The 20880-nt window shown below is 60.2% G+C and carries 19 protein-coding genes and 1 pseudogene; 11 read left to right on the top strand and 9 right to left on the bottom strand.

Features of this window, described 5'->3' with window-relative positions:
* Positions 1-82 precede the first annotated feature (82 nt).
* The 4 genes from gpsA to GF111_RS13410 are packed head-to-tail and all read right to left on the bottom strand — an operon-like array spanning position 83 to position 2341.
* The gene (gene gpsA, locus GF111_RS13425) at positions 83-1102 is read right to left on the bottom strand and encodes an NAD(P)H-dependent glycerol-3-phosphate dehydrogenase (protein WP_038872626.1); all 1020 of its coding nucleotides are present in this window, start codon (positions 1100-1102) and stop codon (positions 83-85) included.
* The gene (secB, locus tag GF111_RS13420; RefSeq protein ID WP_025304678.1) at positions 1102-1572 is read right to left on the bottom strand and encodes a protein-export chaperone SecB; all 471 of its coding nucleotides are present in this window, start codon (positions 1570-1572) and stop codon (positions 1102-1104) included. The genes gpsA and secB overlap by 1 nt, the downstream gene beginning before the upstream one ends.
* 57 nt (positions 1573-1629) lie before the next feature.
* Complete coding sequence (gene grxC, locus GF111_RS13415) at positions 1630-1878, bottom strand: glutaredoxin 3 (RefSeq protein ID WP_110593639.1); 249 nt, start codon at positions 1876-1878, stop codon at positions 1630-1632.
* Positions 1879-1906: 28 nt separating this feature from the next.
* Positions 1907-2341, bottom strand: coding sequence for a rhodanese-like domain-containing protein (locus GF111_RS13410; protein WP_038872623.1), 435 nt, complete (start codon positions 2339-2341; stop codon positions 1907-1909).
* A 297-nt stretch (positions 2342-2638) separates the two neighbouring features.
* Here GF111_RS13410 and gpmM point away from each other — a divergent pair, with 297 nt between their 5' ends.
* The 3 genes from gpmM to GF111_RS13395 are packed head-to-tail and all read left to right on the top strand — an operon-like array spanning position 2639 to position 6483.
* Positions 2639-4183, top strand: a complete 1545-nt coding sequence (gene gpmM, locus GF111_RS13405) for a 2,3-bisphosphoglycerate-independent phosphoglycerate mutase (RefSeq protein WP_048232194.1) — start codon at positions 2639-2641, stop codon at positions 4181-4183.
* A gap of 9 nt (positions 4184-4192) precedes the next feature.
* Positions 4193-5527, top strand: coding sequence for a murein hydrolase activator EnvC (gene envC, locus GF111_RS13400; protein WP_147191316.1), 1335 nt, complete (start codon positions 4193-4195; stop codon positions 5525-5527).
* A gap of 2 nt (positions 5528-5529) precedes the next feature.
* Positions 5530-6483, top strand: coding sequence for a divergent polysaccharide deacetylase family protein (locus GF111_RS13395; protein ID WP_038872613.1), 954 nt, complete (start codon positions 5530-5532; stop codon positions 6481-6483).
* Between the two features lie 6 nt (positions 6484-6489).
* Here the strand turns inward: GF111_RS13395 and GF111_RS13390 are convergent.
* The 3 genes and pseudogenes from GF111_RS13390 to kbl all read right to left on the bottom strand — a co-directional run.
* Positions 6490-7512, bottom strand: a pseudogene (locus GF111_RS13390) (ISL3 family transposase); the annotation flags it as partial.
* Positions 7513-7522: 10 nt separating this feature from the next.
* Positions 7523-8548, bottom strand: coding sequence for an L-threonine 3-dehydrogenase (gene tdh / locus GF111_RS13385; RefSeq protein ID WP_025304682.1), 1026 nt, complete (start codon positions 8546-8548; stop codon positions 7523-7525).
* Positions 8549-8557: 9 nt separating this feature from the next.
* Positions 8558-9754: a glycine C-acetyltransferase gene (gene kbl / locus GF111_RS13380; RefSeq protein ID WP_004931154.1), complete on the bottom strand. Its 1197-nt coding sequence runs from the start codon at positions 9752-9754 to the stop codon at positions 8558-8560.
* A gap of 239 nt (positions 9755-9993) precedes the next feature.
* Here kbl and rfaD point away from each other — a divergent pair, with 239 nt between their 5' ends.
* Genes rfaD through GF111_RS13350 form a run of 6 tightly spaced genes read left to right on the top strand, consistent with a single transcriptional unit; the run spans position 9994 to position 16367 of the window.
* Positions 9994-10923, top strand: a complete 930-nt coding sequence (rfaD, locus tag GF111_RS13375; RefSeq protein ID WP_047729609.1) for an ADP-glyceromanno-heptose 6-epimerase — start codon at positions 9994-9996, stop codon at positions 10921-10923.
* A 22-nt stretch (positions 10924-10945) separates the two neighbouring features.
* Positions 10946-11992, top strand: a complete 1047-nt coding sequence (gene rfaF / locus GF111_RS13370) for an ADP-heptose--LPS heptosyltransferase RfaF (RefSeq protein ID WP_047729608.1) — start codon at positions 10946-10948, stop codon at positions 11990-11992.
* 2 nt (positions 11993-11994) lie between these two features.
* Positions 11995-12960, top strand: coding sequence for a lipopolysaccharide heptosyltransferase RfaC (gene rfaC, locus GF111_RS13365; protein ID WP_047729607.1), 966 nt, complete (start codon positions 11995-11997; stop codon positions 12958-12960).
* Positions 12957-14123, top strand: a complete 1167-nt coding sequence (locus tag GF111_RS13360; protein ID WP_047729606.1) for a glycosyltransferase — start codon at positions 12957-12959, stop codon at positions 14121-14123. Before rfaC ends, GF111_RS13360 begins: the two co-directional genes overlap by 4 nt.
* Before the next feature lie 28 nt (positions 14124-14151).
* The gene (locus GF111_RS13355) at positions 14152-15393 is read left to right on the top strand and encodes an O-antigen ligase (RefSeq protein ID WP_055317240.1); all 1242 of its coding nucleotides are present in this window, start codon (positions 14152-14154) and stop codon (positions 15391-15393) included.
* Positions 15390-16367 (top strand): glycosyltransferase, encoded by a 978-nt coding sequence (locus GF111_RS13350; RefSeq protein ID WP_148940289.1) that lies wholly within the window; start codon positions 15390-15392, stop codon positions 16365-16367. The genes GF111_RS13355 and GF111_RS13350 overlap by 4 nt, the downstream gene beginning before the upstream one ends.
* 36 nt (positions 16368-16403) lie before the next feature.
* Here the strand turns inward: GF111_RS13350 and GF111_RS13345 are convergent, their stop codons facing one another.
* Together GF111_RS13345 and GF111_RS13340 are read right to left on the bottom strand one after the other, a co-directional pair.
* Entirely contained in the window at positions 16404-17498 is a 1095-nt protein-coding gene (locus GF111_RS13345) for a glycosyltransferase family 9 protein (protein ID WP_038872593.1), read from the bottom strand.
* Between the two features lie 8 nt (positions 17499-17506).
* On the bottom strand, positions 17507-18463 hold the full coding sequence (locus tag GF111_RS13340; RefSeq protein WP_147190297.1) for a polysaccharide deacetylase family protein: 957 nt from the start codon (positions 18461-18463) through the stop codon (positions 17507-17509).
* Between the two features lie 210 nt (positions 18464-18673).
* Here GF111_RS13340 and rfaQ point away from each other — a divergent pair, with 210 nt between their 5' ends.
* Both rfaQ and GF111_RS13330 read left to right on the top strand, forming a co-directional pair.
* On the top strand, positions 18674-19756 hold the full coding sequence (rfaQ, locus tag GF111_RS13335; RefSeq protein WP_038872589.1) for a putative lipopolysaccharide heptosyltransferase III: 1083 nt from the start codon (positions 18674-18676) through the stop codon (positions 19754-19756).
* Positions 19753-20880, top strand: coding sequence for a glycosyltransferase family 4 protein (locus GF111_RS13330; RefSeq protein ID WP_038872587.1), 1128 nt, complete (start codon positions 19753-19755; stop codon positions 20878-20880). Before rfaQ ends, GF111_RS13330 begins: the two co-directional genes overlap by 4 nt.

Below are 20880 nucleotides of genomic sequence, written 5' to 3'. Positions count from 1 at the left end.
AAACGGGCCGCTTCGCACGGTAGCGCGAAGCGGCCCAGGTCATTTGCGGGGTCAGCACGCTGCCCCGGCATATCGTTTTATGTCACGCGCTGGGTTTTTCGTCCTTTCGGGCTCGCCCCAGCAGGCTCAGCGCCGCTTCGCGGGCGTCTTTATGGCAGTAAAGCACCTGATAAATCTGTTCGGTGATCGGCATTTCCACGCCGTGCCGCTGCGCCAGCGCCAACACCTCTTTGGTATTGCGATAGCCCTCGACCACCTGGCCGATGCTGTCCTGCGCTTCCTGTACGCCTTTGCCCTGCCCCAGCATAATACCGAAGCGGCGGTTGCGCGATTGGTTGTCCGTGCAGGTTAGCACCAGATCCCCCAGCCCCGCCATGCCCATGAACGTCGAAGGATCGGCGCCCAGCGCAGAACCCAGACGGCTCATTTCCGCCAGCCCGCGTGTAATCAACGCGGTGCGGGCGTTAGCGCCGAAACCGATGCCGTCGGACATGCCGGCGCCGATGGCGATCACGTTCTTCACCGCGCCGCCAAGCTGCACGCCGATGAAGTCGGGATTGCTATAGACGCGGAAGCTCTTGCCGCAGTGCAGCAGCTGTTGCAGATCGTCGGCGAACTGCGCATCGGTCGCCGCCAGCGCGATCGCCGTCGGCAGGCCGGCGGCCAGCTCTTTGGCGAACGTCGGCCCGGAGAGCACCGCCAGCGGGATCGTCTCGCCCAACGCCTCACGCGCCACGTCCTGCAGCAACCGGCCGGTTTCCGCTTCCAGCCCCTTGGTGGCCCACACGATGCGGGCGTCCGGGCGCAGATGCGGCTTCAGCTGGCGCAGCACGTCGCCGAACACGTGGCTCGGCACCACCACCAGCACGTCGCGGCTGGCCGCCAGCGCACGCGCCAAATCGGCTTCAAGCAGCAGGGTATCGGGGAAGGGAACGTCGGGCAGAAACGCCTGATTGCAGCGATCTTGCTGCAACGTTTGAATTTGCGCGGGGTTGTGCCCCCACAGCACCACGGAGTGGCCGTTACGCGCCAGCGTAATGGCCAATGCGGTGCCGTACGAGCCGGCACCGATGACAGTCATTGAAGCATTGACGGTGTTCATCAGGCATCCTGATGTGGTGCGGCACCTTCGCCTTCCGCCTGCTGCTGCAGATAGTTCATGAACAGCGCGTCAAAGTTGACCGGTGCCAGGTTCAGCTGCGGGAATGTGCCGCGGGAAACCAGGCTGGTGATGCACTCGCGCGCATACGGGAACAGAATGTTCGGGCAGTATGCACCCAGGCAATGCGCCAGCTGCGTGCCTTCGATGCCTGCTACCGAGAAGATGCCCGCCTGTTGCACTTCGCACAGGAACGCAGTTTCTTCGCCCAGGCTCGCCGTCACGGTTACGCGCAGTACCACTTCATACACTTCGTCAGCCAGCTGGCTGGACGCGGTATCCAGATCAAGTTTAACTTCCGGCTGCCATTCCTGCTGGAAAACCTGCGGCGCATTCGGCGCTTCGAAGGAGATGTCCTTGGTATAAATACGTTGGATCTGGAAAGCCATTTCGGTGCTGTTTTGTTCTGACATGTGAGTAATACCCTTGGTTAAACGTCCTTATTGACACTCGGTGAACCGGCAAGCTGCTTAAAGCAGCGGATCCAGGCCGCCGCGAGCATCGAGTTCATATAAATCATCGCAGCCGCCGATATGCCGGCCGTCGATGAAAATCTGCGGCACCGTGGTGCGCCCGCTGCGCTCGATCATCACTTCGCGCTTGGCGTTATCGCCGTCGATGGCGATCTCGTTAAACGCCGAGCCCTTGCTGTTCAACAGCGCCTTGGCGCGATGGCAGAACGGACAGGTCGCTTTGGTGTAGATATCAATGTTAGCCATGGATTGCCACCTCAAATAGGTTAAACGGTTACTTACCGCGCACCAGCGGCAGGTTTTCTCCGCTCCAGCCGGAAATGCCGTCTTTCAGCATAGTCACCTTTTCAAAACCGGCCTTGCTCAGGTTCTCCGCCGGCTCGCGGGAGGCGGTGCCGTTGGCGCACACGACGATGATCGGCTGCGCTTTGTGTTTTTCCAGCTCGCCCAGGCTGCCGTTTTTGATTTCGCTGGCGGTCAGGTTGATGGCGTTGGCCAGGTGACCACGGCGGAAATCGTCGCGGCTGCGGGTGTCGACCACCACGGCTTCTTCTTTGTTGATCAGGCGAATAGCTTCACCGCGGGCGATCTCTTTAACCTTGGAGAAACGGCTTTTGAAGGTCATGACGATCACGGCGACCAGCAGAGCGATCCAAGCCAGGCTCAGAATAGGGTGTCTGCTTACGAATGGCATAATTTCTTGCAGCATGGGGTGTAACAACTCCCGTCAGTTAAGGGATAAATAAGTCAAGGTTCCAGAGTATACCTGCCGAGTGCGGCAAATACAGCCAATAAGCAAGCGCGATTGTAGAAACTGCGGGCTGCGCTGAGAAATTCCCGACGTCAGAGCATAAAAGCCCGCGCGATTCGCCGCAACCTTGATCTCTTTGGGCTATTTATCGCCGCCGGCGGTGTAAAATCAGCCGGTTTTTCGAGGGCGAATAGCCATGCCTGCGGCGGGCGCATGGCTATTCGCAGCTTAAAAAGTTCATAAGAGGTCAATGCAATGTCGAGCAAAAAAAAACCGATGGTACTGGTGATCCTGGACGGTTACGGCCATCGTGAAGAGCGGCAGGACAACGCGATCCTGAACGCCGGCACTCCGGTGATGGATCGCCTGTGGCGAGAGCAGCCGCATACGCTGATCGCCGCTTCCGGGCTGGATGTCGGCCTGCCCGATGGGCAAATGGGCAACTCTGAAGTCGGCCACGTCAACCTGGGCGCCGGCCGCATCGTGTACCAGGATCTGACCCGGCTGGACAAAGCGATCGCCGACGGCGACTTCTTCGCCAACCCGGTGCTGACCGCCGCCGTCGATAAGGCCGTAGCGGCCGGCAAGGCGGTGCATATCATGGGCCTGCTGTCGCCGGGCGGCGTGCACAGCCACGACGAGCACATCCTGGCCATGATCAAGCTGGCTGCACAACGCGGCGCCAAAGCCGTTTATCTGCATGCCTTCCTCGACGGGCGCGACACGCCGCCGCGCAGCGCCGAAGCCCCGCTGCAACGCTGCCGTGACGCCTTCGCCGCGTTGGGCGTCGGGCGCATCGCCTCGCTGATCGGCCGCTACTACGCGATGGACCGCGACAACCGCTGGGATCGCGTGCAGCTGGCCTATGACCTGCTGACCGCAGCCAAAGGCGACTCCGTGGCCGAGGATGCGATCGCCGGCCTGCAGGCCGCTTATCAGCGCGGTGAAAACGACGAGTTCGTCAGACCGACCGTGATCCGCGCCGCCGGTGAGGCCGATGCCGCGATGCAGGACGGCGACGCGTTGATCTTCATGAACTTCCGCGCCGACCGCGCGCGCCAGATCACCCGCGCCTTCGTGAACGCGGATTTCGACGGTTTCCCACGCGCCAAACAGGTGCAGTTCGGCGATTTCGTGATGCTGACCGAATACGCCGCCGACATCGCGACCGCCTGCGCCTATCCGCCGGCGTCGCTGGCCAACACCTTCGGCGAATGGCTGATGAAGCACGACAAAACCCAGCTGCGCATCTCGGAAACCGAAAAATACGCCCACGTCACCTTCTTCTATAACGGCGGCGTGGAAGCGCCGTTCAAGGGCGAAGACCGCGTGCTGGTCAACTCACCGAAGGTCGCCACCTACGATCTGCAGCCGGAGATGAGCGCCGCCGAGCTGACCGACAAGCTGCTGAGCGCCATCCGCAGCGGCAAATACGATGCCATTATCTGCAACTACCCGAACGGCGACATGGTGGGGCATACCGGCGTTTATGAAGCGGCGGTCAAAGCGGTGGAGACGTTGGACGCCTGCATCGCCCAGGTGGTTGATGCGGTGCGCGACGTCGACGGCCAGCTACTGATCACCGCCGATCACGGCAACGCCGAGCAGATGCGCGATCCGGCCACCGGCCAGGCGCACACCGCCCACACCAGCCTGCCGGTGCCATTGATTTACGTCGGCAAACCGGCGCGGGCGGTCGAAGGCGGCAAGCTTTCGGACATCGCGCCAACCCTGTTAACGCTGATGGGAATGGAAATCCCGCAAGAGATGACTGGTAAGCCGCTGTTCATCGTGGAATAATCCTTCTCCATGAGGGAGAAGGCGTTTTTTGCACTATCAAGGGTAACCCGAAGCGCAAACGCAGGCAGCCGACCGCTGCCTGAACGCACCGCGCCAAGGATGTTCACCGCCATGTGCGCCAGCGTATTTTGCGCTGGCGTCTTGCTGTTGCCGCTCGCCGGCCAGGCGGCGGAAGACAATAAATCCCAGCTGAAAGACATCCAGCAGAGCATCGCCGAGAAAGAAAAAGCGGTGAAGCAGCAGCAACAGCAGCGCAGCTCGCTGCAGGATCAGCTGCGTCAGCAGGAAAAAAACATCGCCCAAGCCAGCCGCCAGTTGCGCGACACCCAGGGCACGCTCACCCAGCTGGGCAAAGACATTTCCGGCCTGAACGCCTCGATAGCCAAACTGCAAAAGCAGCAATCGGCCCAACAGAACCTCCTCGCCAAACAGCTCGATGCCGCCTTCCGGCAAGGGCAGCACAGCGCCGTGCAGCTGATCCTCAGCGGTGAAGAAAGCCAGCGCAGCGAACGTATTCTGGCCTATTTCGGCTATCTGAACGAAGCGCGTCAGAAAACCATCGAAGAGCTGAAGCAGACCCGCGCCGAGCTGGCGAAGCAAAAAACCACGCTGGTGGCCAAACAGGGCCAGCAAAAATCCTTACTGGGCGAGCAACAGACGCAGCAGCAAAAGCTGGAGCAGGCGCGCGGCGCCCGCAAGAAAACGCTGACCGCGCTGGAAGCCTCGCTGGAAAAAGATCAACAACGCCTGGTGGAACTGCGCCAGAACGAAGCCCGCATGCGCGACAAGATCGCTCGGGCGGAGCGCGAAGCCCGTGCGCGCGCCGAACGCGAAGCGCGTGAAGCGGCCAAGGTGCGCGAACAGGTGCGCATCAAGGAGCAGCAGGCGAAGAAAACCGGCACGACCTACAAACCTAGCGAAGCCGATCGCTCGCTGATGGCGCGAACCGGCGGCCTCGGTCGTCCGGCCGGCCAGCTGATGTGGCCGGTGCGCGGCCGCACGCTGCACGGCTTTGGCGAACAGCAGCAGGGCGAGCTACGCTGGAAAGGCATGGTGATCGAAGCCCGCGAAGGCAGCGAAGTGAAAGCCGTCGCCGATGGCCGCGTGCTGCTGGCCGACTGGCTGCAAGGCTATGGCCTGATGGTGGTGGTCGAACACGGTAAAGGCGACATGAGCGTGTACGGCTACAACCAAAGCGCGTTGGTCAACGTCGGGGCGCAGGTGCGCGCCGGCCAGCCGATCGCTCTGGTCGGCACCAGCGGCGGCCAGGGAACGCCGTCGCTCTATTTCGAAATCCGTCGTCAGGGACAGGCGGTTAACCCACTGCCGTGGTTGGGAAGATAGATTTGCGCTATGTCAAAACCCGAACAGCTCTGTTAATAGGCTGTCTGCTGCAGGTTTACGCTGCGCAGGCAGGAAAACTCTCCATCGTCATCGATGACGTGGGCTACCGCCCTCACGAAGAAAACGCGGTGCTGCAAATGCCGACGGCGATCTCGGTCGCGGTGTTGCCCAACGCGCCGCATGCCCGCCTGATGGCCACCCGCGCCCACAGCCAGGGCCGCGAAGTCTTGATCCACATGCCGATGGCGCCGCTCAGCAAGCAGCCGCTGGAGCGCGATACCCTGCAGCCCTCCATGAGCAGCGACGAGATCCAGCGCATCATCCGCAATGCGGTGAACAACGTGCCCTACGCGGTCGGCATGAACAACCACATGGGCAGCGCCATGACCTCCAGCCTGCCGGGCATGCAGAAAGTGATGCAGGCGCTCGAAAGCTACCGCCTGTACTTCCTCGACAGCATGACCATCGGCAGCAGCCAGGCGACCCGCGCCGCGGCCGGCACCGGCGTGAAAGTGATCAAACGCAAGGTGTTTCTCGACGATACCGCGAACGAAGCCGACATCCGCCGCCAGTTCAACCGCGCGGTCGAATTGGCGCGGCGCAACGGCTCCGCCATCGCCATCGGCCACCCGCGCCCGGCGACGGTAAAGGTGCTGCAGCAGATGCTGCCGTCGCTGCCCGCCGATATCGTGCTGGTCAAACCGAGCGCGCTGCTGAACGAACCGCAGGGCAACGCTGGCGGCAGCTACGTCCCGCCGCCGGTCAAACCGCAAAAACCGCAGCCGAAGAACCCGTTCAGCGGCGGCATCAAGCAGTGCAAGGTCAAACCGCCGAAGGAAAAAACCAACGCCGGTACCGCGCTGGGCGTCATCGCCGACAGCATCGCCAGCTCGCCGCCGGTGACCTTCATCAAGCGTCATTGGCAGCACTGGACGCAAGCCAAACCGCAAGCATAAAAAAAGGAACGCTGCTTTGATTTTCAGGAAGAAGTAAGCGTTATCCCGGTATCCATAGGCCATCCGCTTCATCACTTTTATCTTATTGTTCATCCCTTCCAGCACGCTGGTATTCAACCTGTGTCTGGCACTCGCGATGATGCCACCGGCATACCCTTTCAGTTTCTCGGCGAAGTGTTGCAACGCCTTGATTCCGCTTTCCTGAGACTGCCTGTACCAGCTTACCCAGCGTCTCTGCGCCTCTTGTTCACTCGGGGCGTACCACAGTTCTTTCAGCGCTGTTTTCATCAGCCAGACCACATTCAACGGCTGATTCGCCTCCAGCAACTCCGTGAGCTTTACCTCATGCCCTTCGGGCAGGTTTTCGGGGTTGCGCAGCAGCAGCCAGCGGCTGCGTTTGATGACCTGACGCGATTTTGGGTTATCACGGAGTTGATTGGCCTGGTCGACGCGGACCCGGTCGATAACCTCCCGGCCATACTTTGCCACCACATGGAACAAGTCATAGACCACTTCCGCCTGCGGGCAGTGATGCCTGACTTCCAGGTCTAACGCCGTATTCATATCCATGGCGACAGACTGGATAGCGGCACAGCCTTCAGCGCCCAGCCAGACGAAGAAGGGGCGGAAGGCCGCTCTGCTGCGGCCTTCGCCCACCCACAACACCTGTTGCGTATCCGCATCCATCACCACGGTGGCATAACGATGTCCTTTGAACAGGGCGAACTCATCCATCACCAGACGGCGGAGGGTATGGCGCTGCGGCTCTGTCCGTTCCCGCAGCAGACGCCGGTAGTCGATATTCTTGACCGTATGCCAGTGCAGTCCGGTGAGTTGTGCAACATGTTTAATCGGCAGTAAACGGACCAGTGACTCAACCCATACGGATAGCGTCGTGGTATATCTCTGGCGTTCAGGCAACCAGCTGATTTTTTCGGTGGTGACCCCGCAATGGGGGCAACACAGGCGCCGGACGGGGACGTTGAGCCAGACGACCCAATCGAGCACGGAATTCCGGCCCTTTTCACGTTTGCCGAGATCAATCCCAGCTCAGCACCACTTTACCCGACTTGCCGGAACGCATGGCGTCGAAGCCCTGCTGGAACTCGTCGATCGAGAAGCGGTGGGTGATGATCGGGGTCAAATCCAACCCGGACTGGATCAGCGCCGCCATCTTGTACCAGGTTTCGAACATTTCGCGGCCGTAAATCCCTTTGATAAACAGCCCTTTGAAGATGACCTGGTTCCAGTCGATCGACATGTCCGAAGGCGGAATGCCTAACATGGCGATACGCCCGCCGTGGTTCATCGCATTGAGCAGCGTGCGGAACGCCGGCGGCGCGCCGGACATTTCCAGACCGACGTCGAACCCTTCGGTCATGCCCAGCTCGGCCATCACGTCGTTGAGGTTTTCCTTGCTGACGTTCACCGCGCGGGTCACGCCCATCTTGCGCGCCAGTTCCAGACGGTATTCGTTAACGTCGGTGATCACCACATGACGGGCGCCAACGTGTTTGCACACCGCCGCTGCCATGATGCCGATCGGGCCGGCGCCGGAGACCAGCACGTCTTCACCGACCAGATCGAACGACAGCGCGGTGTGCACCGCATTGCCGAACGGATCGAAGATCGAAGCCAGTTCGTCGGAGATGTTATCCGGGATCTTGAAGGCGTTGAACGCCGGGATCACCAGGTATTCCGCGAAGCTGCCCGGACGGTTCACGCCCACGCCGACGGTGTTGCGGCACAGGTGCGTGCGGCCGCCGCGGCAGTTGCGACAGTGGCCACAGGTGATATGGCCTTCGCCGGACACGCGATCGCCAATGCTGAAACCTTTGACTTCCTGACCGATCGCCACCACTTCGCCCACGTATTCATGGCCGACCACCATCGGAACCGGAATGGTTTTTTGCGACCACTCGTCCCAGTTGTAGATATGCACATCGGTGCCGCAGATCGCGGTTTTGCGGATTTTGATCATGATGTCGTTGTGGCCCAGCTCCGGCTGAGGCACGTCGGTCATCCAAATCCCTTCTTCCGCTTTCAGTTTTGACAGTGCTTTCATGGTTTTACCTTATGCAATAACGCCAAGATCCTTACCGATACGTGTAAACGCCGCCACTGCGCGTTCGATTTGCTCCGGGGTGTGGTCGGCGGACATCTGGGTGCGGATGCGCGCCTGGCCTTTCGGCACCACCGGATAGAAGAAACCGGTCACATAGATGCCTTCCTTGAGCAACGCATTGGCGAATTCCTGCGCCAGCTTCGCCTCACCCAGCATGACCGGGATGATGGCGTGATCGGCGCCGGCCAATGTGAAGCCGGCGGCGGTCATTTTTTCGCGGAACAGACGCGCGTTGGCCCACAGGCGATCGCGCAGGGCGTCGCCCTCTTCCAGCAGTTCCAGCACTTTGATCGACGCGGCGACGATCGCCGGCGCCAGCGAGTTGGAGAACAGGTACGGACGCGAACGCTGGCGCAGCCACTCCACCACTTCTTTCTTGGCGGCGGTGTAGCCGCCGGACGCGCCGCCCAGCGCTTTGCCTAACGTACCGGTAATGATATCGACGCGGCCCATCACTTCGCAGTATTCATGAGTGCCGCGCCCGTTGGCGCCGACAAAGCCCACCGCGTGGGAGTCATCCACCATCACCAGCGCCTGATACTCGTCCGCCAGATCGCAAACCCCTTTCAGGTTGGCAATCACGCCGTCCATCGAGAATACGCCGTCGGTGGCGATCAGGATGTGGCGCGCGCCGTCGGCTTTGGCCTGCTTCAGCTGTGCGGCCAGCTCGGTCATGTCGTTATTGGCGTAGCGATAGCGCTTGGCCTTGCACAGGCGCACGCCGTCGATGATCGACGCGTGGTTCAGCGCATCGGAGATAATGGCGTCTTCCGGGCCAAGCAGGGTTTCGAACAGCCCGCCGTTGGCGTCGAAGCAGGAGGAGTACAGGATCGCGTCTTCCATGCCCAAGAAAGCCGCCAGTTTCTGTTCCAGCTGCTTGTGGCTGTCCTGGGTGCCGCAGATGAAGCGCACCGACGCCATGCCGAAACCGTGGCTGTCCATTCCCGACTTGGCGGCGGCGATCAGCGCCGGATGATTGGCCAAACCCAGGTAGTTATTGGCACAGAAGTTGATCACATGGCTGCCGTCGGCAACGGCGATATCCGCCTGTTGCGCGGAGGTGATGATGCGTTCTTCCTTGAACAGCCCTTCACTGCGAGTGGCGGCAAGCTGTTGTTCCAACTGCTGATAAAAAGACGCTGACATTCGGTTATCTCCAGGATTGGGCTATTTGCGGCATATTTTACTGATTTGTAACCAAACTGACGAGAATGCGCGGGAGAGAATATTAAAATTGCAGCAGATATCACGGCAAAAGGCGGGCTTCAATGGCAATGCGGGATATTCGGAGCCCTTCCGCTGTTTGCCGCGGCATGAAATGCTATGATAACCGCCATTGAGCGTGGGGCATTGTGCCCCGCCAGCAGCTTAGCAGGGGTAACCCAATGATTATCGTCACAGGCGGCGCCGGCATGATCGGCAGCAACATCATTAAAGCACTGAACGACAAGGGATATCGCGATATCCTGGTGGTGGATAACCTGAAAGACGGCACCAAGTTCGTCAACCTGGTCGATCTGGACATCGCTGACTATATCGATAAAGAAGACTTTGTCGCCAGCATCGTGGCCGGCGACGATCTGGGCGATATCGAAGCGGTCTTCCACGAAGGCGCCTGCTCCGCGACCACCGAGTGGGACGGCAAGTACATGATGGACAATAACTATCAGTACTCCAAAGACCTGCTGCACTACTGTCTGGATCGCGAAATTCCGTTCCTGTACGCCTCCTCCGCCGCCACTTACGGCGGCCGCGAAGAGTTCATCGAAGAGCGGGAGTATGAAGCGCCGCTCAACGTGTACGGCTACTCCAAATTCCTGTTCGATCAGTACGTGCGCGAGATCCTGCCGGAAGCGGACTCGCAGATCTGCGGCTTCCGCTACTTCAACGTTTACGGCCCGCGCGAAGGCCACAAAGGCAGCATGGCCAGCGTCGCCTTCCACCTGAATACCCAGATCAACCGCGGCGAAAACCCGAAGCTGTTCGCCGGCAGCGAAAACTTCAAGCGTGACTTCATCTACGTCGGCGACGTGGCGGCGGTTAACCTGTGGTTCTGGGAAACCGGTAAATCCGGCATCTTCAACTGCGGCACCGGCCGGGCGGAAACCTTCCAGGCGGTGGCCGACGCGGTGGTGGACTTCCACCAGAAGGGCGCGGTGGAATACATCGAGTTCCCGGAGAAGCTGAAGGGCCGCTATCAGGCTTACACCCAGGCCGATCTGACCAAGCTGCGCGCCGCCGGCTACGACGCACCGTTCAAAACGGTCGCCGAAGGCGTGAAAGAGTACATGGCCTGGTTGAACCGCACCGCATAAGCTGAAGGAATTAACGCTGGGTATGAAAATACTGGTTATCGGCCCTTCTTGGGTTGGCGACATGATGATGTCGCAAAGTCTCTATCGCACCCTGAAGGCCGAATACCCGTCGGCGGAGATCGATGTGATGGCGCCGGCCTGGTGCCGCCCGCTGCTGGCGCGCATGCCGGAAGTCAATCAGGCGCTGGCGATGCCGCTGGGCCACGGCGCACTGGGGCTCGGCGAGCGCCGCCGCCTGGGGCGCGCCCTGCGCGCCAACCGTTACGATCGCGCTTACGTTCTACCCAACTCGTTCAAATCCGCGCTGGTGCCTTTCTTTGCCGATATCCCGCAGCGCACCGGCTGGCGGGGCGAAATGCGTTACGGCCTGCTGAACGACGTCCGCGTGCTCGACAAGGCGGCCTTCCCGCTGATGGTGCAGCGCTACGTGGCGCTGGCCTATGACAAAGGCCGCATTCAGCGCGCCGACGATCTGCCGCAGCCGCTGCTGTGGCCGCAGCTGCAGGTGAGCGACGAAGAAATCGCCGACACCACCGCGGCTTTCAACCTGACCGGCAGCCGACCGATCGTCGGCTTCTGCCCGGGCGCGGAATTCGGCCCCGCCAAACGCTGGCCGCACTATCACTACGCGGCGCTGGCTCAGCGGCTGATCGAGAGCGGCTATCAAATAGCGTTGTTCGGTTCGGCGAAAGACCACGAGGCCGGCGAACAGATCCGCGCCGCGCTGCAGGAAGACGCGCGCGATTTCTGCCTTAACCTGGCCGGAAAAACCCAGCTGGAGCAGGCGGTGATCCTGATCGCGGCCTGCCGGGCAGTGGTCAGCAACGACTCCGGTTTAATGCACGTTGCCGCAGCGTTGAACAAACCGCTGATAGCCTTGTACGGCCCAAGCAGCCCCGACTTCACGCCGCCGCTCTCCGACAAGGCGCGGGTTATCCGCTTGATCAGCGGCTACCACAAGGTGCGTAAGGGCGATGCCGAACAGGGGTATCACCAAAGTTTGATCGATATTCAGCCGCAGCAAGTGTTGGATGCGCTGACGCCGTTGCTTGTCGCCAGCGAGGAATAGTCATGCAGGTGTTAATCGTAAAAACGTCCTCGATGGGAGACGTGCTGCATACCCTGCCCGCCCTGACCGATGCGCTGCAGGCCATTCCCGATATCCGCTTCGACTGGGTAGTGGAAGAAGGCTTCAGCCAAATCCCCACCTGGCACCCGGCGGTGGATCGCGTGATCCCGGTGGCCATTCGCCGCTGGCGCAAGAACTGGTTCGGCAACGACACCCGGCAACAGCGCTGCGACTTCAAGCGCGCGCTGCAAGAACGCCGTTACGACGTAGTGATCGACGCTCAGGGCCTGATCAAAAGCGCCGCGCTGATCACGCGCATCGCCAAAGGCAACAAACATGGCCCGGACTGCAAGAGCGCGCGCGAGCCGTTCGCCAGCTGGTTCTACAACGTGCGCCATGAGATAGACAAACAGCAGCACGCGGTGGAACGCACGCGCGAGCTGTTCGCCAAAAGCCTCGGTTACGACAAACCGGGCAGCTACGGCGATTACGCCATCGCCGCGCGCTTTCTCAGCCGCCCGCCGGCCGATGCCGGGCAGTATTTGGTGTTTCTGCACGCGACGACGCGTGACGACAAGCACTGGCCGGAGCAGAACTGGCGCGAGCTGATCGCGCTGACGGCCGACAGCGGGCTGAAGATCAAACTGCCGTGGGGCGCAGAGCATGAACATCAGCGCGCGCTGCGGTTGGCGGAAGGTTTTTCACATGTCGAAGTGCTGCCGAAGCTCAGCCTGCAGCAGGTGGCCGAGGTGTTGGCCGGCGCCAAGGGCGTGGTCTCAGTCGACACCGGGCTCAGCCATTTGACCGCCGCGCTCGACAAACCCAACATCACGCTTTTCGGGCCGACCGATCCCGGCCTGATCGGCGGCTACGGGCAAAATCAGCACTCGCTGATTTCGCCGGAAAAAAGCATGGCGACAATCGACGCCGATACGGCATGGCAGGCGTTGCAAAAGGTTATAGCATGAAAAAACTGCATATTATCAACCTGGGTAAAATGGGCGGCGTCGAACGCCTGTTCCTGCAGTACATCAACGATACCACCGACGGCAGCAACCAGGTCTTGTGCATCAGCGGCGACATTGGCGAAGAGATCCGCCGTCAGTTGCCTGCGCATCAGCCCGTCACCTTCGCCAACCGCCTGATCAATGCGCTGCCGTTGCGCTGCCCGCAGTTCCTGCGCAAATTTCTGCTGAAGTGGAAAATCGAGCGGGCGAACGCCGACGTGGTGATCGTCTGGGACCTGGTACCGGGGCTGGCGGCCAAACCCAAGCGCGGCAAGCTGGTTTACTACGATCACGGCTGCTCCTGGCGTTACCCCAAGAATAAAAAGACGCTGAGTTTCTTCGCCATGCTGGACGGCGTCATTTCCGCCTCGCACGCGTCGAAGCGGGTGATGGAGCTGCGTTTTAATCTGCCTTGCCCAAATCACGTGGTGATCAACCGCATCAAGACGCCGGCGGGGATCGACACTGCGCCGAAAACGCTGTCGCAGCCGGTCAGGATCGGCACCGCTTCACGCCTGGTCAGCCTGAAAGGCATCAGCGTTTCATTATTGATGATGCAGGAACTGCTGCGGCGCGGGCATGACGTCACGCTGGAAGTGGCCGGCAAAGGGCCGGATCGCGCGGCGTTCGAGGCGCTGGCGGCCCGGCTTCAGCTCGGCGACCGCGTCACCTTCAGCGGTTATCAGGATGACGTCGCCGGCTTCTTCAATCGCACGCACATCTACATGAGCACGCCGATCACCGAGCCATTCGGCTTGTCCTGCATGGAGTCGCTCTATTTCGGCGTGCCGGTCATTTTCCCGCAGGTTGACGGCCAGCCGGAAGCGGTCAAGGACGGCGTCTGCGGCATTGGCCTGACGCCGTCGGTCACCGTCGAACAACACCGGCAGCTCACCGATATCGAGGTCGACTTCCCGCATGAGGTCTACGATCCGTTGACCGACAGCTTGGTCGCGCCCAAGCTGCTGTCGCATCTCGACTGTGCGGATGCGGTTGAGAAATTGCTGGCGCGCGAAGCCTACCAGACTCTGAGCCGAAATGCGCAGCGCTATCCTGCGGAACATTTCAACTATGCTCAGTTCAAAGCTGAGTTCGACGACACGCTGCGATCCTTTATCGCTTAATTGAAACATGAGCCGGAAAACACACCCGATGTTAAAACACAGAACGCCGCATCCTGCCTTCAGCTATCTTATCTATCTGGGGTGCGCCATCGCTTTTTGCACCATCCCTTTCGGTTCCGCGACCGGACGCAATCTGTTTTACGTTTCCAGCTACATCGCCTTTATCGCCGTTTGCCTGTATCCGCGCTACTACTTCAGCAACGCGAGAAATCTGCTGCTGCCCGCGCTGATGTTCAGCGTGGGCATGGGAACCATCCTCTGGATGCATCACTTCAAACAGCCGGGTGAGTACATCAATATTTATCGCTCTTATATGTCGACCGGCAAACTGCAGCTCGCGACCGCTTTCATTTTGCTGATCGCGCTCAATGAGCGGTTGTGCGTGCAGCGCCTGCTGATCGTCGTGGCTCTCGCCACCGGCCTGGCGGTCAACGGCTATTCCCTCTATCAGGGATTGCGGTTGAATATCCCGCGCGTAGAGCTCAACTTCGATCGCGCCACGGTCGCCGCCTACCTGATGACCGCCATCGATCTGGTGATGATGCAAGCCATCCTGATGCTGCGCACCCGTTACCGCCTGGCGTTGTACATCGCTGCGTTCCTGCTTTCCTTCTCTGCGCTGGTGCTCACCGGCACGCGCGCAGCCATGTTGGTCTACCCGGTAGCGATCTGCCTGTCGCTGCTGGCGACCAAGCAGCTGGTTTCCAGGAAACACAAGCTCGCGTTGGTAGCCTCGGTACCGCTGCTGCTCGTAGCCTGCGGCCTGGTGTTCAAGCCGCAGATAGAAGAACGCATTCAGGCCTTTGAGACCGACATGCGCCTGATGGATCAGCCACAGACTGAAAACTCGATCATTTCCCGGCTGTCGATGCAAACGCTGGCATGGCACACCGGTTCACAAGCCCCTTGGGGCCAATCCGCCGAGCAGCGCGGCGAAGAGATCCGTGCGATGGTCGCACAGCAACCTCGCCTGTCTGGCGTCATGCCCTACATCAACGTCCACCTGCACAACGAGCTGCTGGAAACCTACTCGCTCAAGGGTATCTGGGGCGTACTGCTGCTGCTGGCGCTCTATGTCAGCCTGTTCTTCTCTTCCTTCCGGCCGCAGCGCAACGCGCTGCTGCTAAGCGTCAGCGCCAGCCTGTTCGTTTACGGCCTGAGCGATGTCATCTTCTTCAGCACGGAAGGCACCGTCATATTCTGCCTGGCGTTGATCGCCGCCGTTCTTTCCGTCCCGAAACAGCCCCCTGTTCAGGAGCCTACCCCGTGAATCATCAGGAGCCGCTGCTCAGCGTTATCGTGCCGTTTTATAATAATGAAGCGTTCGTTATCGCTGCGCTGGATTCGTTATTTGCGCAGATTAGCGACGATATCGAGGTGGTGATCATCGATGATGGCTCCACCGACGCCTCCGGCGCGCTGGTCAGCCAATATCTGGCGCAGCGGCGGCCCCCGCGCGTGGTCTTTACTTCACAGGCTAACGGCGGCATTGCGCACGCACGCAATGTCGGCTTACGGCTGGCCACCGGCCGCTATCTCACCTTCCTCGACGGCGACGATCTGCTGAGCGACGACTATCTGGCAATCCTGCGGCCTCTGCTTACCGCCGGTGAAGATGACCTGATCGACTTTAATTATCAGAAGTTCACCGAACAACCGCCGACGCCGGATAACCGCGCGACGCAGCCCGTAACCTACAACTTTTCACAGTTGGGGCTCGGCTGCCTGCAACCGCTGTTCGCACGCTCGATGTGGCATCTCTGGAGCCGCGTGTATAAACGCACGCTGCTGGAAGGGGAAACGTTCGAAGACGGCAGACGCTATGAAGACGTGATTTTCACGCCTTTTCAGTATTTCAAAACCCGCCGCATCGCCCATCTGGACTGCGAGCTCTATTTCTATCGGGATAACAGCCAAGGCATCACTCGCAATATCAAACCCAAAGATATTGAAGATCTGCTGTTCGCCATGGAGAAGATGCTGCGTTTTGTGGCGCAGCATCCCGGGGATGAGCCGCTGCGCCGGTTGGCCGCCCTGATGCTGGCCAACTGCTTTTCCGAGGTGAAAAGCATGTCGAAGGCGGTATACGGCTATTATCATTACGCGCCGGCAACGCTGAACATCCTGCGCCGTGCCGCCGATATCTGCCGCAACAGCGACGTGCCGGGCAAAAAAGTCCGCCAGATGCGCTATGCGCGAGTGGATACCTTTCTTTCGAAGCTGCGCGGGCGCAAGCCGCACTAACCGCATCGGCCCGGCGGCCGATGCGTCGTCTCTCCCTCAGCGCGTCAAAGGCACGTGCGCGACCAGCTCCTCATAAATCCGCTGCGGCTGGATGACCCCCATCGGGCTTTCTGCCTCCAGCGGCATCGTATAGCCGGTACGCGACACCTGAATGATGCGGTGCAGTTCAGTATCCTGAATCGGGCCGGTGGAGCGTGAGTCGGCGGTCACGAACAGGCTGATGGTTTTCACTTTCAACGCCACCGCCAGATGCAGCGGCCCGGTATCGCCGGTGACCAGAACATGGAAACTGTCGATCAACGTCAGCAAGCCTTGCAGCCCCGTTTTACCGATCTGGTTATCCACGCAGGCCTGCGTTTGCGGGCCGATCAGGCTCATAAACTGTTTGGCCTTGCCGTCATCGAACGGTGCGCCAATCAGCACGATACGCACATTTGGGTGCTTCGCCACCAGCTCATCGGCCAGCCGCGCATAGTGCGAAACCGGCCAGCAACGCGACTCTGTTGACGCCCCCAGCTGAAAACCGATGGTGGGATGCTCGCTGCTTTTGACGCCGCGCTGATAATCCACGGGAATTTCCATCGTCGGATCGTCGCTGCGGCAGCCTAAAATGGAAATCAGCTCCAGTTTGCGGCGTACGAAGTGGCCGTAATAATGGAAGATATAGTTGGTCAGCCAAGGCTCCAGCCCGCAAATGCCCGAGCTGTAGTTATCCCTGATAATGTACTTCGCCCCGGCCAGTACGGCGCTGATGATGTCATAAGGCAGGTGGGAGTGCAGAATCAGCGCCAAATCCGGCTGATGTTCGCGCAGCGATTTCAGCAACGGGCGTATCGTCTTGATCTTGCTATTCCAATACACCACGCGATCGTAATAACGGCCGTTTTCCACCAGCTCGCGGTTTTTCTTGTGCACCACCAGCGTGATGTGCGCATTGGGGTAGCGTTCCCTCATCGCCCTCAATGCCGGCGTGTTGAACATGAAGTCGCCCAATGCCGTGGTGGAATAGATAACAATATTGTCAAACTGCTGGGCGCCGTCGAACGTCGCCTTATCCTGAAAACGGCCGTACTTCGCCGTATAGCGCCGCAAGAACCAGTCGGCAACCTTGATTTTCCATTTCTTCGACATGTGCGTGCTTAGTTCGCTTTAAGTTGATAATACTCGGCCAGCGTCATGCCCACCGTACGCTGCTGCAGCCAGTCAAACAGCTGCTCCAGATCGCGGTACAGCCCTTCGATATCCTGCTCGGTTTTGAACGTCGGGCTGCCGCCTGGCATAAATTCGGAAGAGTGCAGCATAAATTCGACGTAGTCATGCACCTGCGCCAGCGACGCCTCAGCCACGCTTATCATCTTGGCCACGTTGCCGCCACTCGGCCGCAGCCAGTTGACGGACGGCGAACGCCGCTTGCCGCGCAGCCGGTCATAACCTTGCTTGAACGCGTTCATCAGCGCCGAGTGCTTGTACTGAATGCTCATCGGCACTTCCAACAGCGGCGAAGCGCCCGGTTTGGCAATGTTCTGCGGATCGATGAAATAAGCCTGCGACGGGAACCGGGTGTAATCGGTGCCGCCGTTGCCCTGCGGATTGCCCGGCGAAAACTGCCAGTTGACCCGCGGCGTCACCGAACAGTCCACCTGATAGCCGTATTCCAGCAGCAGCGAGGCATAATATTCGTTGAACGCCCAGCGGCCGGCGCGATGGCTGAGCATTTTGGTCTGAAAGGCATCTTCCAGCAGCTTGGTCATGTGATCGACCTTGGCGCGGATCTGATCGGTGGGATACTCGATCAAATAAGGCTTGTGGCGCCAGTCGTCGTCGGTGAGCGGCGTCAGCGGCGGGCTGTTCCAGGCGTGCAGGTGCATGCCCACTTCTCCCACGCCGCGGGCGATCACGTCGCGCGCGAACTCGACGTAAGCCGGATCCATCACCATTTCATAGTTGGTGAGATAAACCGGTTTGAAGGCGTATTTTTCGCACAATGCCTGAAAGCGCGGCAAGAAACGCGTGTTTTCGGTCGTGATGCGATCGTGGTTTTGCCACAGATTATCGCCTTCGGTATCAATGGTGATGAGAAACGCCGGTTTAGTCATGAATATCGAGCCTGATATCAACAGAATGCACTATGTTACGCAGGCCGTTTCGCCAGGGCAAACGACTTTGCTGCCTGGTTTGGACAACGTTGAAGCACATTCGTCCCCAGCCCGGCGATTTTTTTTCGGTCCGGCAAGAAAACCTTGCAACAGTAGCCACATGCGATCGGGTCATTTAGAATCAAAGATTGGTTTCCCAGAAAGCGACTCATGATGAACGACGCGCCAGCCCCAACTTCCGCCCCATCCGTACAGCGTATTTTGATCATAAAACTGCGCCATCACGGCGATATGCTGCTGGTCACGCCGGTCATCAGCAGCCTGCGGCAAAACTACCCGCAGGCGCAGATCGATGTGCTGCTGTATCAGGAAACGCAGGAGATGCTGGCCAGCAATCCGGAACTGTCGACCCTGTTCGCCATCGACCGCCAATGGAAAAAACAGGGCACCCGCGCGCATCTGGGGCACGAGCTGGCGCTGCTGCGCCGCCTGAAGGCGCAGCGCTACGATCTGGTGGTCAACCTGGCCGATCAGTGGCGCAGCGCCATTATCACGCGCCTGACCGGCGCGCGCATCCGTCTGGGCTTCGATTTCCCCAAACGCCGCGGCTTCCTGTGGCGCCACTGCCACACGCAGCTGGTGCCGGTCGACAATCACGCCCACCTGCATACCGTCGAACAAAACCTCTCGCTGCTGGCGCCGCTGAACCTGCCCGCGCTCAGTGATCATGTGACCATGAGTTACGATCCGCAGGATTGGCAGGCCTGTGAGCAACGGTTGCAGAAACAGGGCGTCGCCGGCAGTTATATTGTGGTGCAGCCCACCTCGCGCTGGTTCTTCAAATGCTGGAGCGAAGAGAAAATGGCCGCCACCCTCACCGCCTTGCAGGCCGACGGCCACCAGCTGGTGATCACCTCCGGCCCCGACGCCAGAGAACAAGCCATGGTAGAACGCATTTTGGCGCTCTGCCCGCCGCAGGGCGTGATCTCGTTGGCCGGCCAGCTGACGCTGCGCCAGCTGGCCGCCCTGATCGACCACGCCAAGCTGTTTATCGGCGTGGATTCGGTGCCGATGCACATGGCCGCCGCGCTGCAAACGCCGTGTGTGGCGCTGTTCGGCCCTTCCAAGCTGACTTTCTGGCGGCCATGGCAGGCTACCGGCGCCGTGATCTGGGCCGGCGACTTCGGCGAACTGCCCGATCCGGACGCCATTGATACCGGCACCGACGAACGGTATCTCGACTTTATTCCTACAGACGCGGTGATTGCAGCCGCGCGGAGCACGCTGGCATGAAAGCATTTCGTTTGGCGATCGTTCGCCAAAAATACCGCCCGGACGGCGGGGCCGAACGTTTCGTTTCCCGCGCCCTGGAGGCGCTGGAGCAACAGGATCTCGATCTGAACGTCATCACCCGCGAATGGCAGGGTGACGCCAATCCCAACTGGCATATCCACCTGTGCAACCCGTTAAAACTCGGCCGCATCAGCCGCGAGCGAGGCTTCGCCGTGGCAGCCAGGGCGCTGTGGGAGAAAGAGCGTTTCGATCTGGTGCAAAGCCACGAGCGCATTCCCGGCTGCGATATCTACCGCGCCGGCGACGGCGTACACCGCCGCTGGTTGCTGCAACGCGCGCGCCTGCTGCCGGAATGGCGCCGCAAATGGCTGTTCTCCAATCGCTATCACCGCTATGTGATGTGCGCCGAACGCGCCATGTACGCCGCGCCGGAGCTGAAAGCCGTCATCTGCAACGCCGAGATGATCAAGCAGGAAATCATCGCCGACTTTGGCGTGCCCGCCGACAAAATCACGGTGATCTATAACGCCATCGACAATCAAAAGTTCCCGCCCGCCGACGAGGCCCAGCGCCAACGTCTGCGCGAGCAGTATCAGATCCCACAACGGGCGCACTGCCTGATCTTCGTCGGCTCCGGTTTCGAGCGCAAAGGGCTGGCCGCCGCCATCCGCGCCGTGGCGGCGACCGACAGCCACCTCCTGGTGGTCGGCAAAGACAAGGACGAAAAACGCTACCGGGCGCTGGCACAGTCGCTGGGCTGCAGCGATCGGGTTCACTTTATGGGCGTGCAGAAGCAGACCTTGCCGTTCTATCAGGCCGCGGACGCGCTGCTGCTGCCGACGCTGTACGATCCGTTCCCGAATGTGATTCTGGAAGCGATGTCGTGCGGTCTGCCGGTTATCACCAGCACCACCTGCGGCGGCGCCGAGTTTATCACCCCCGGCCAGAACGGCTTCGTGACCGACGCGCTCGACGTACCGGCCATCACGGAGGCCATTCGGGCGCTGCCGCGCCAGGCGCTGGGATCATCCATGGGCGAAGCGGCGAGATTGCGCATTATGACGGCTACGCCGGCGCATCTGTCCGAACAGCTGATTTCCCTCTATAACCGGTTACTGGATTAA

It is taken from the genome of Serratia sp. HRI (assembly GCF_010119335.3).
GTDB classification, from domain to species: domain Bacteria; phylum Pseudomonadota; class Gammaproteobacteria; order Enterobacterales; family Enterobacteriaceae; genus Serratia; species Serratia nevei.
Note: the sequence above shows the minus strand (reverse complement) of the source record. Positions and strands in the feature narration are given on the sequence as shown.

Coding starts and splice junctions, on each gene's coding strand:
- gpsA (WP_038872626.1), bottom strand. CDS start 1,102: ATGAACACCGTCAATGCTTCAATGACTGTCATCGGTGCCGGCTCGTAC.
- secB (WP_025304678.1), bottom strand. CDS start 1,572: ATGTCAGAACAAAACAGCACCGAAATGGCTTTCCAGATCCAACGTATT.
- grxC (WP_110593639.1), bottom strand. CDS start 1,878: ATGGCTAACATTGATATCTACACCAAAGCGACCTGTCCGTTCTGCCAT.
- GF111_RS13410 (WP_038872623.1), bottom strand. CDS start 2,341: ATGCTGCAAGAAATTATGCCATTCGTAAGCAGACACCCTATTCTGAGC.
- gpmM (WP_048232194.1), top strand. CDS start 2,639: ATGTCGAGCAAAAAAAAACCGATGGTACTGGTGATCCTGGACGGTTAC.
- envC (WP_147191316.1), top strand. CDS start 4,193: ATGAGGGAGAAGGCGTTTTTTGCACTATCAAGGGTAACCCGAAGCGCA.
- tdh (WP_025304682.1), bottom strand. CDS start 8,548: ATGAAAGCACTGTCAAAACTGAAAGCGGAAGAAGGGATTTGGATGACC.
- kbl (WP_004931154.1), bottom strand. CDS start 9,754: ATGTCAGCGTCTTTTTATCAGCAGTTGGAACAACAGCTTGCCGCCACT.
- rfaD (WP_047729609.1), top strand. CDS start 9,994: ATGATTATCGTCACAGGCGGCGCCGGCATGATCGGCAGCAACATCATT.
- rfaF (WP_047729608.1), top strand. CDS start 10,946: ATGAAAATACTGGTTATCGGCCCTTCTTGGGTTGGCGACATGATGATG.
- rfaC (WP_047729607.1), top strand. CDS start 11,995: ATGCAGGTGTTAATCGTAAAAACGTCCTCGATGGGAGACGTGCTGCAT.
- GF111_RS13360 (WP_047729606.1), top strand. CDS start 12,957: ATGAAAAAACTGCATATTATCAACCTGGGTAAAATGGGCGGCGTCGAA.
- GF111_RS13355 (WP_055317240.1), top strand. CDS start 14,152: ATGTTAAAACACAGAACGCCGCATCCTGCCTTCAGCTATCTTATCTAT.
- GF111_RS13345 (WP_038872593.1), bottom strand. CDS start 17,498: ATGTCGAAGAAATGGAAAATCAAGGTTGCCGACTGGTTCTTGCGGCGC.
- GF111_RS13340 (WP_147190297.1), bottom strand. CDS start 18,463: ATGACTAAACCGGCGTTTCTCATCACCATTGATACCGAAGGCGATAAT.
- rfaQ (WP_038872589.1), top strand. CDS start 18,674: ATGATGAACGACGCGCCAGCCCCAACTTCCGCCCCATCCGTACAGCGT.
- GF111_RS13330 (WP_038872587.1), top strand. CDS start 19,753: ATGAAAGCATTTCGTTTGGCGATCGTTCGCCAAAAATACCGCCCGGAC.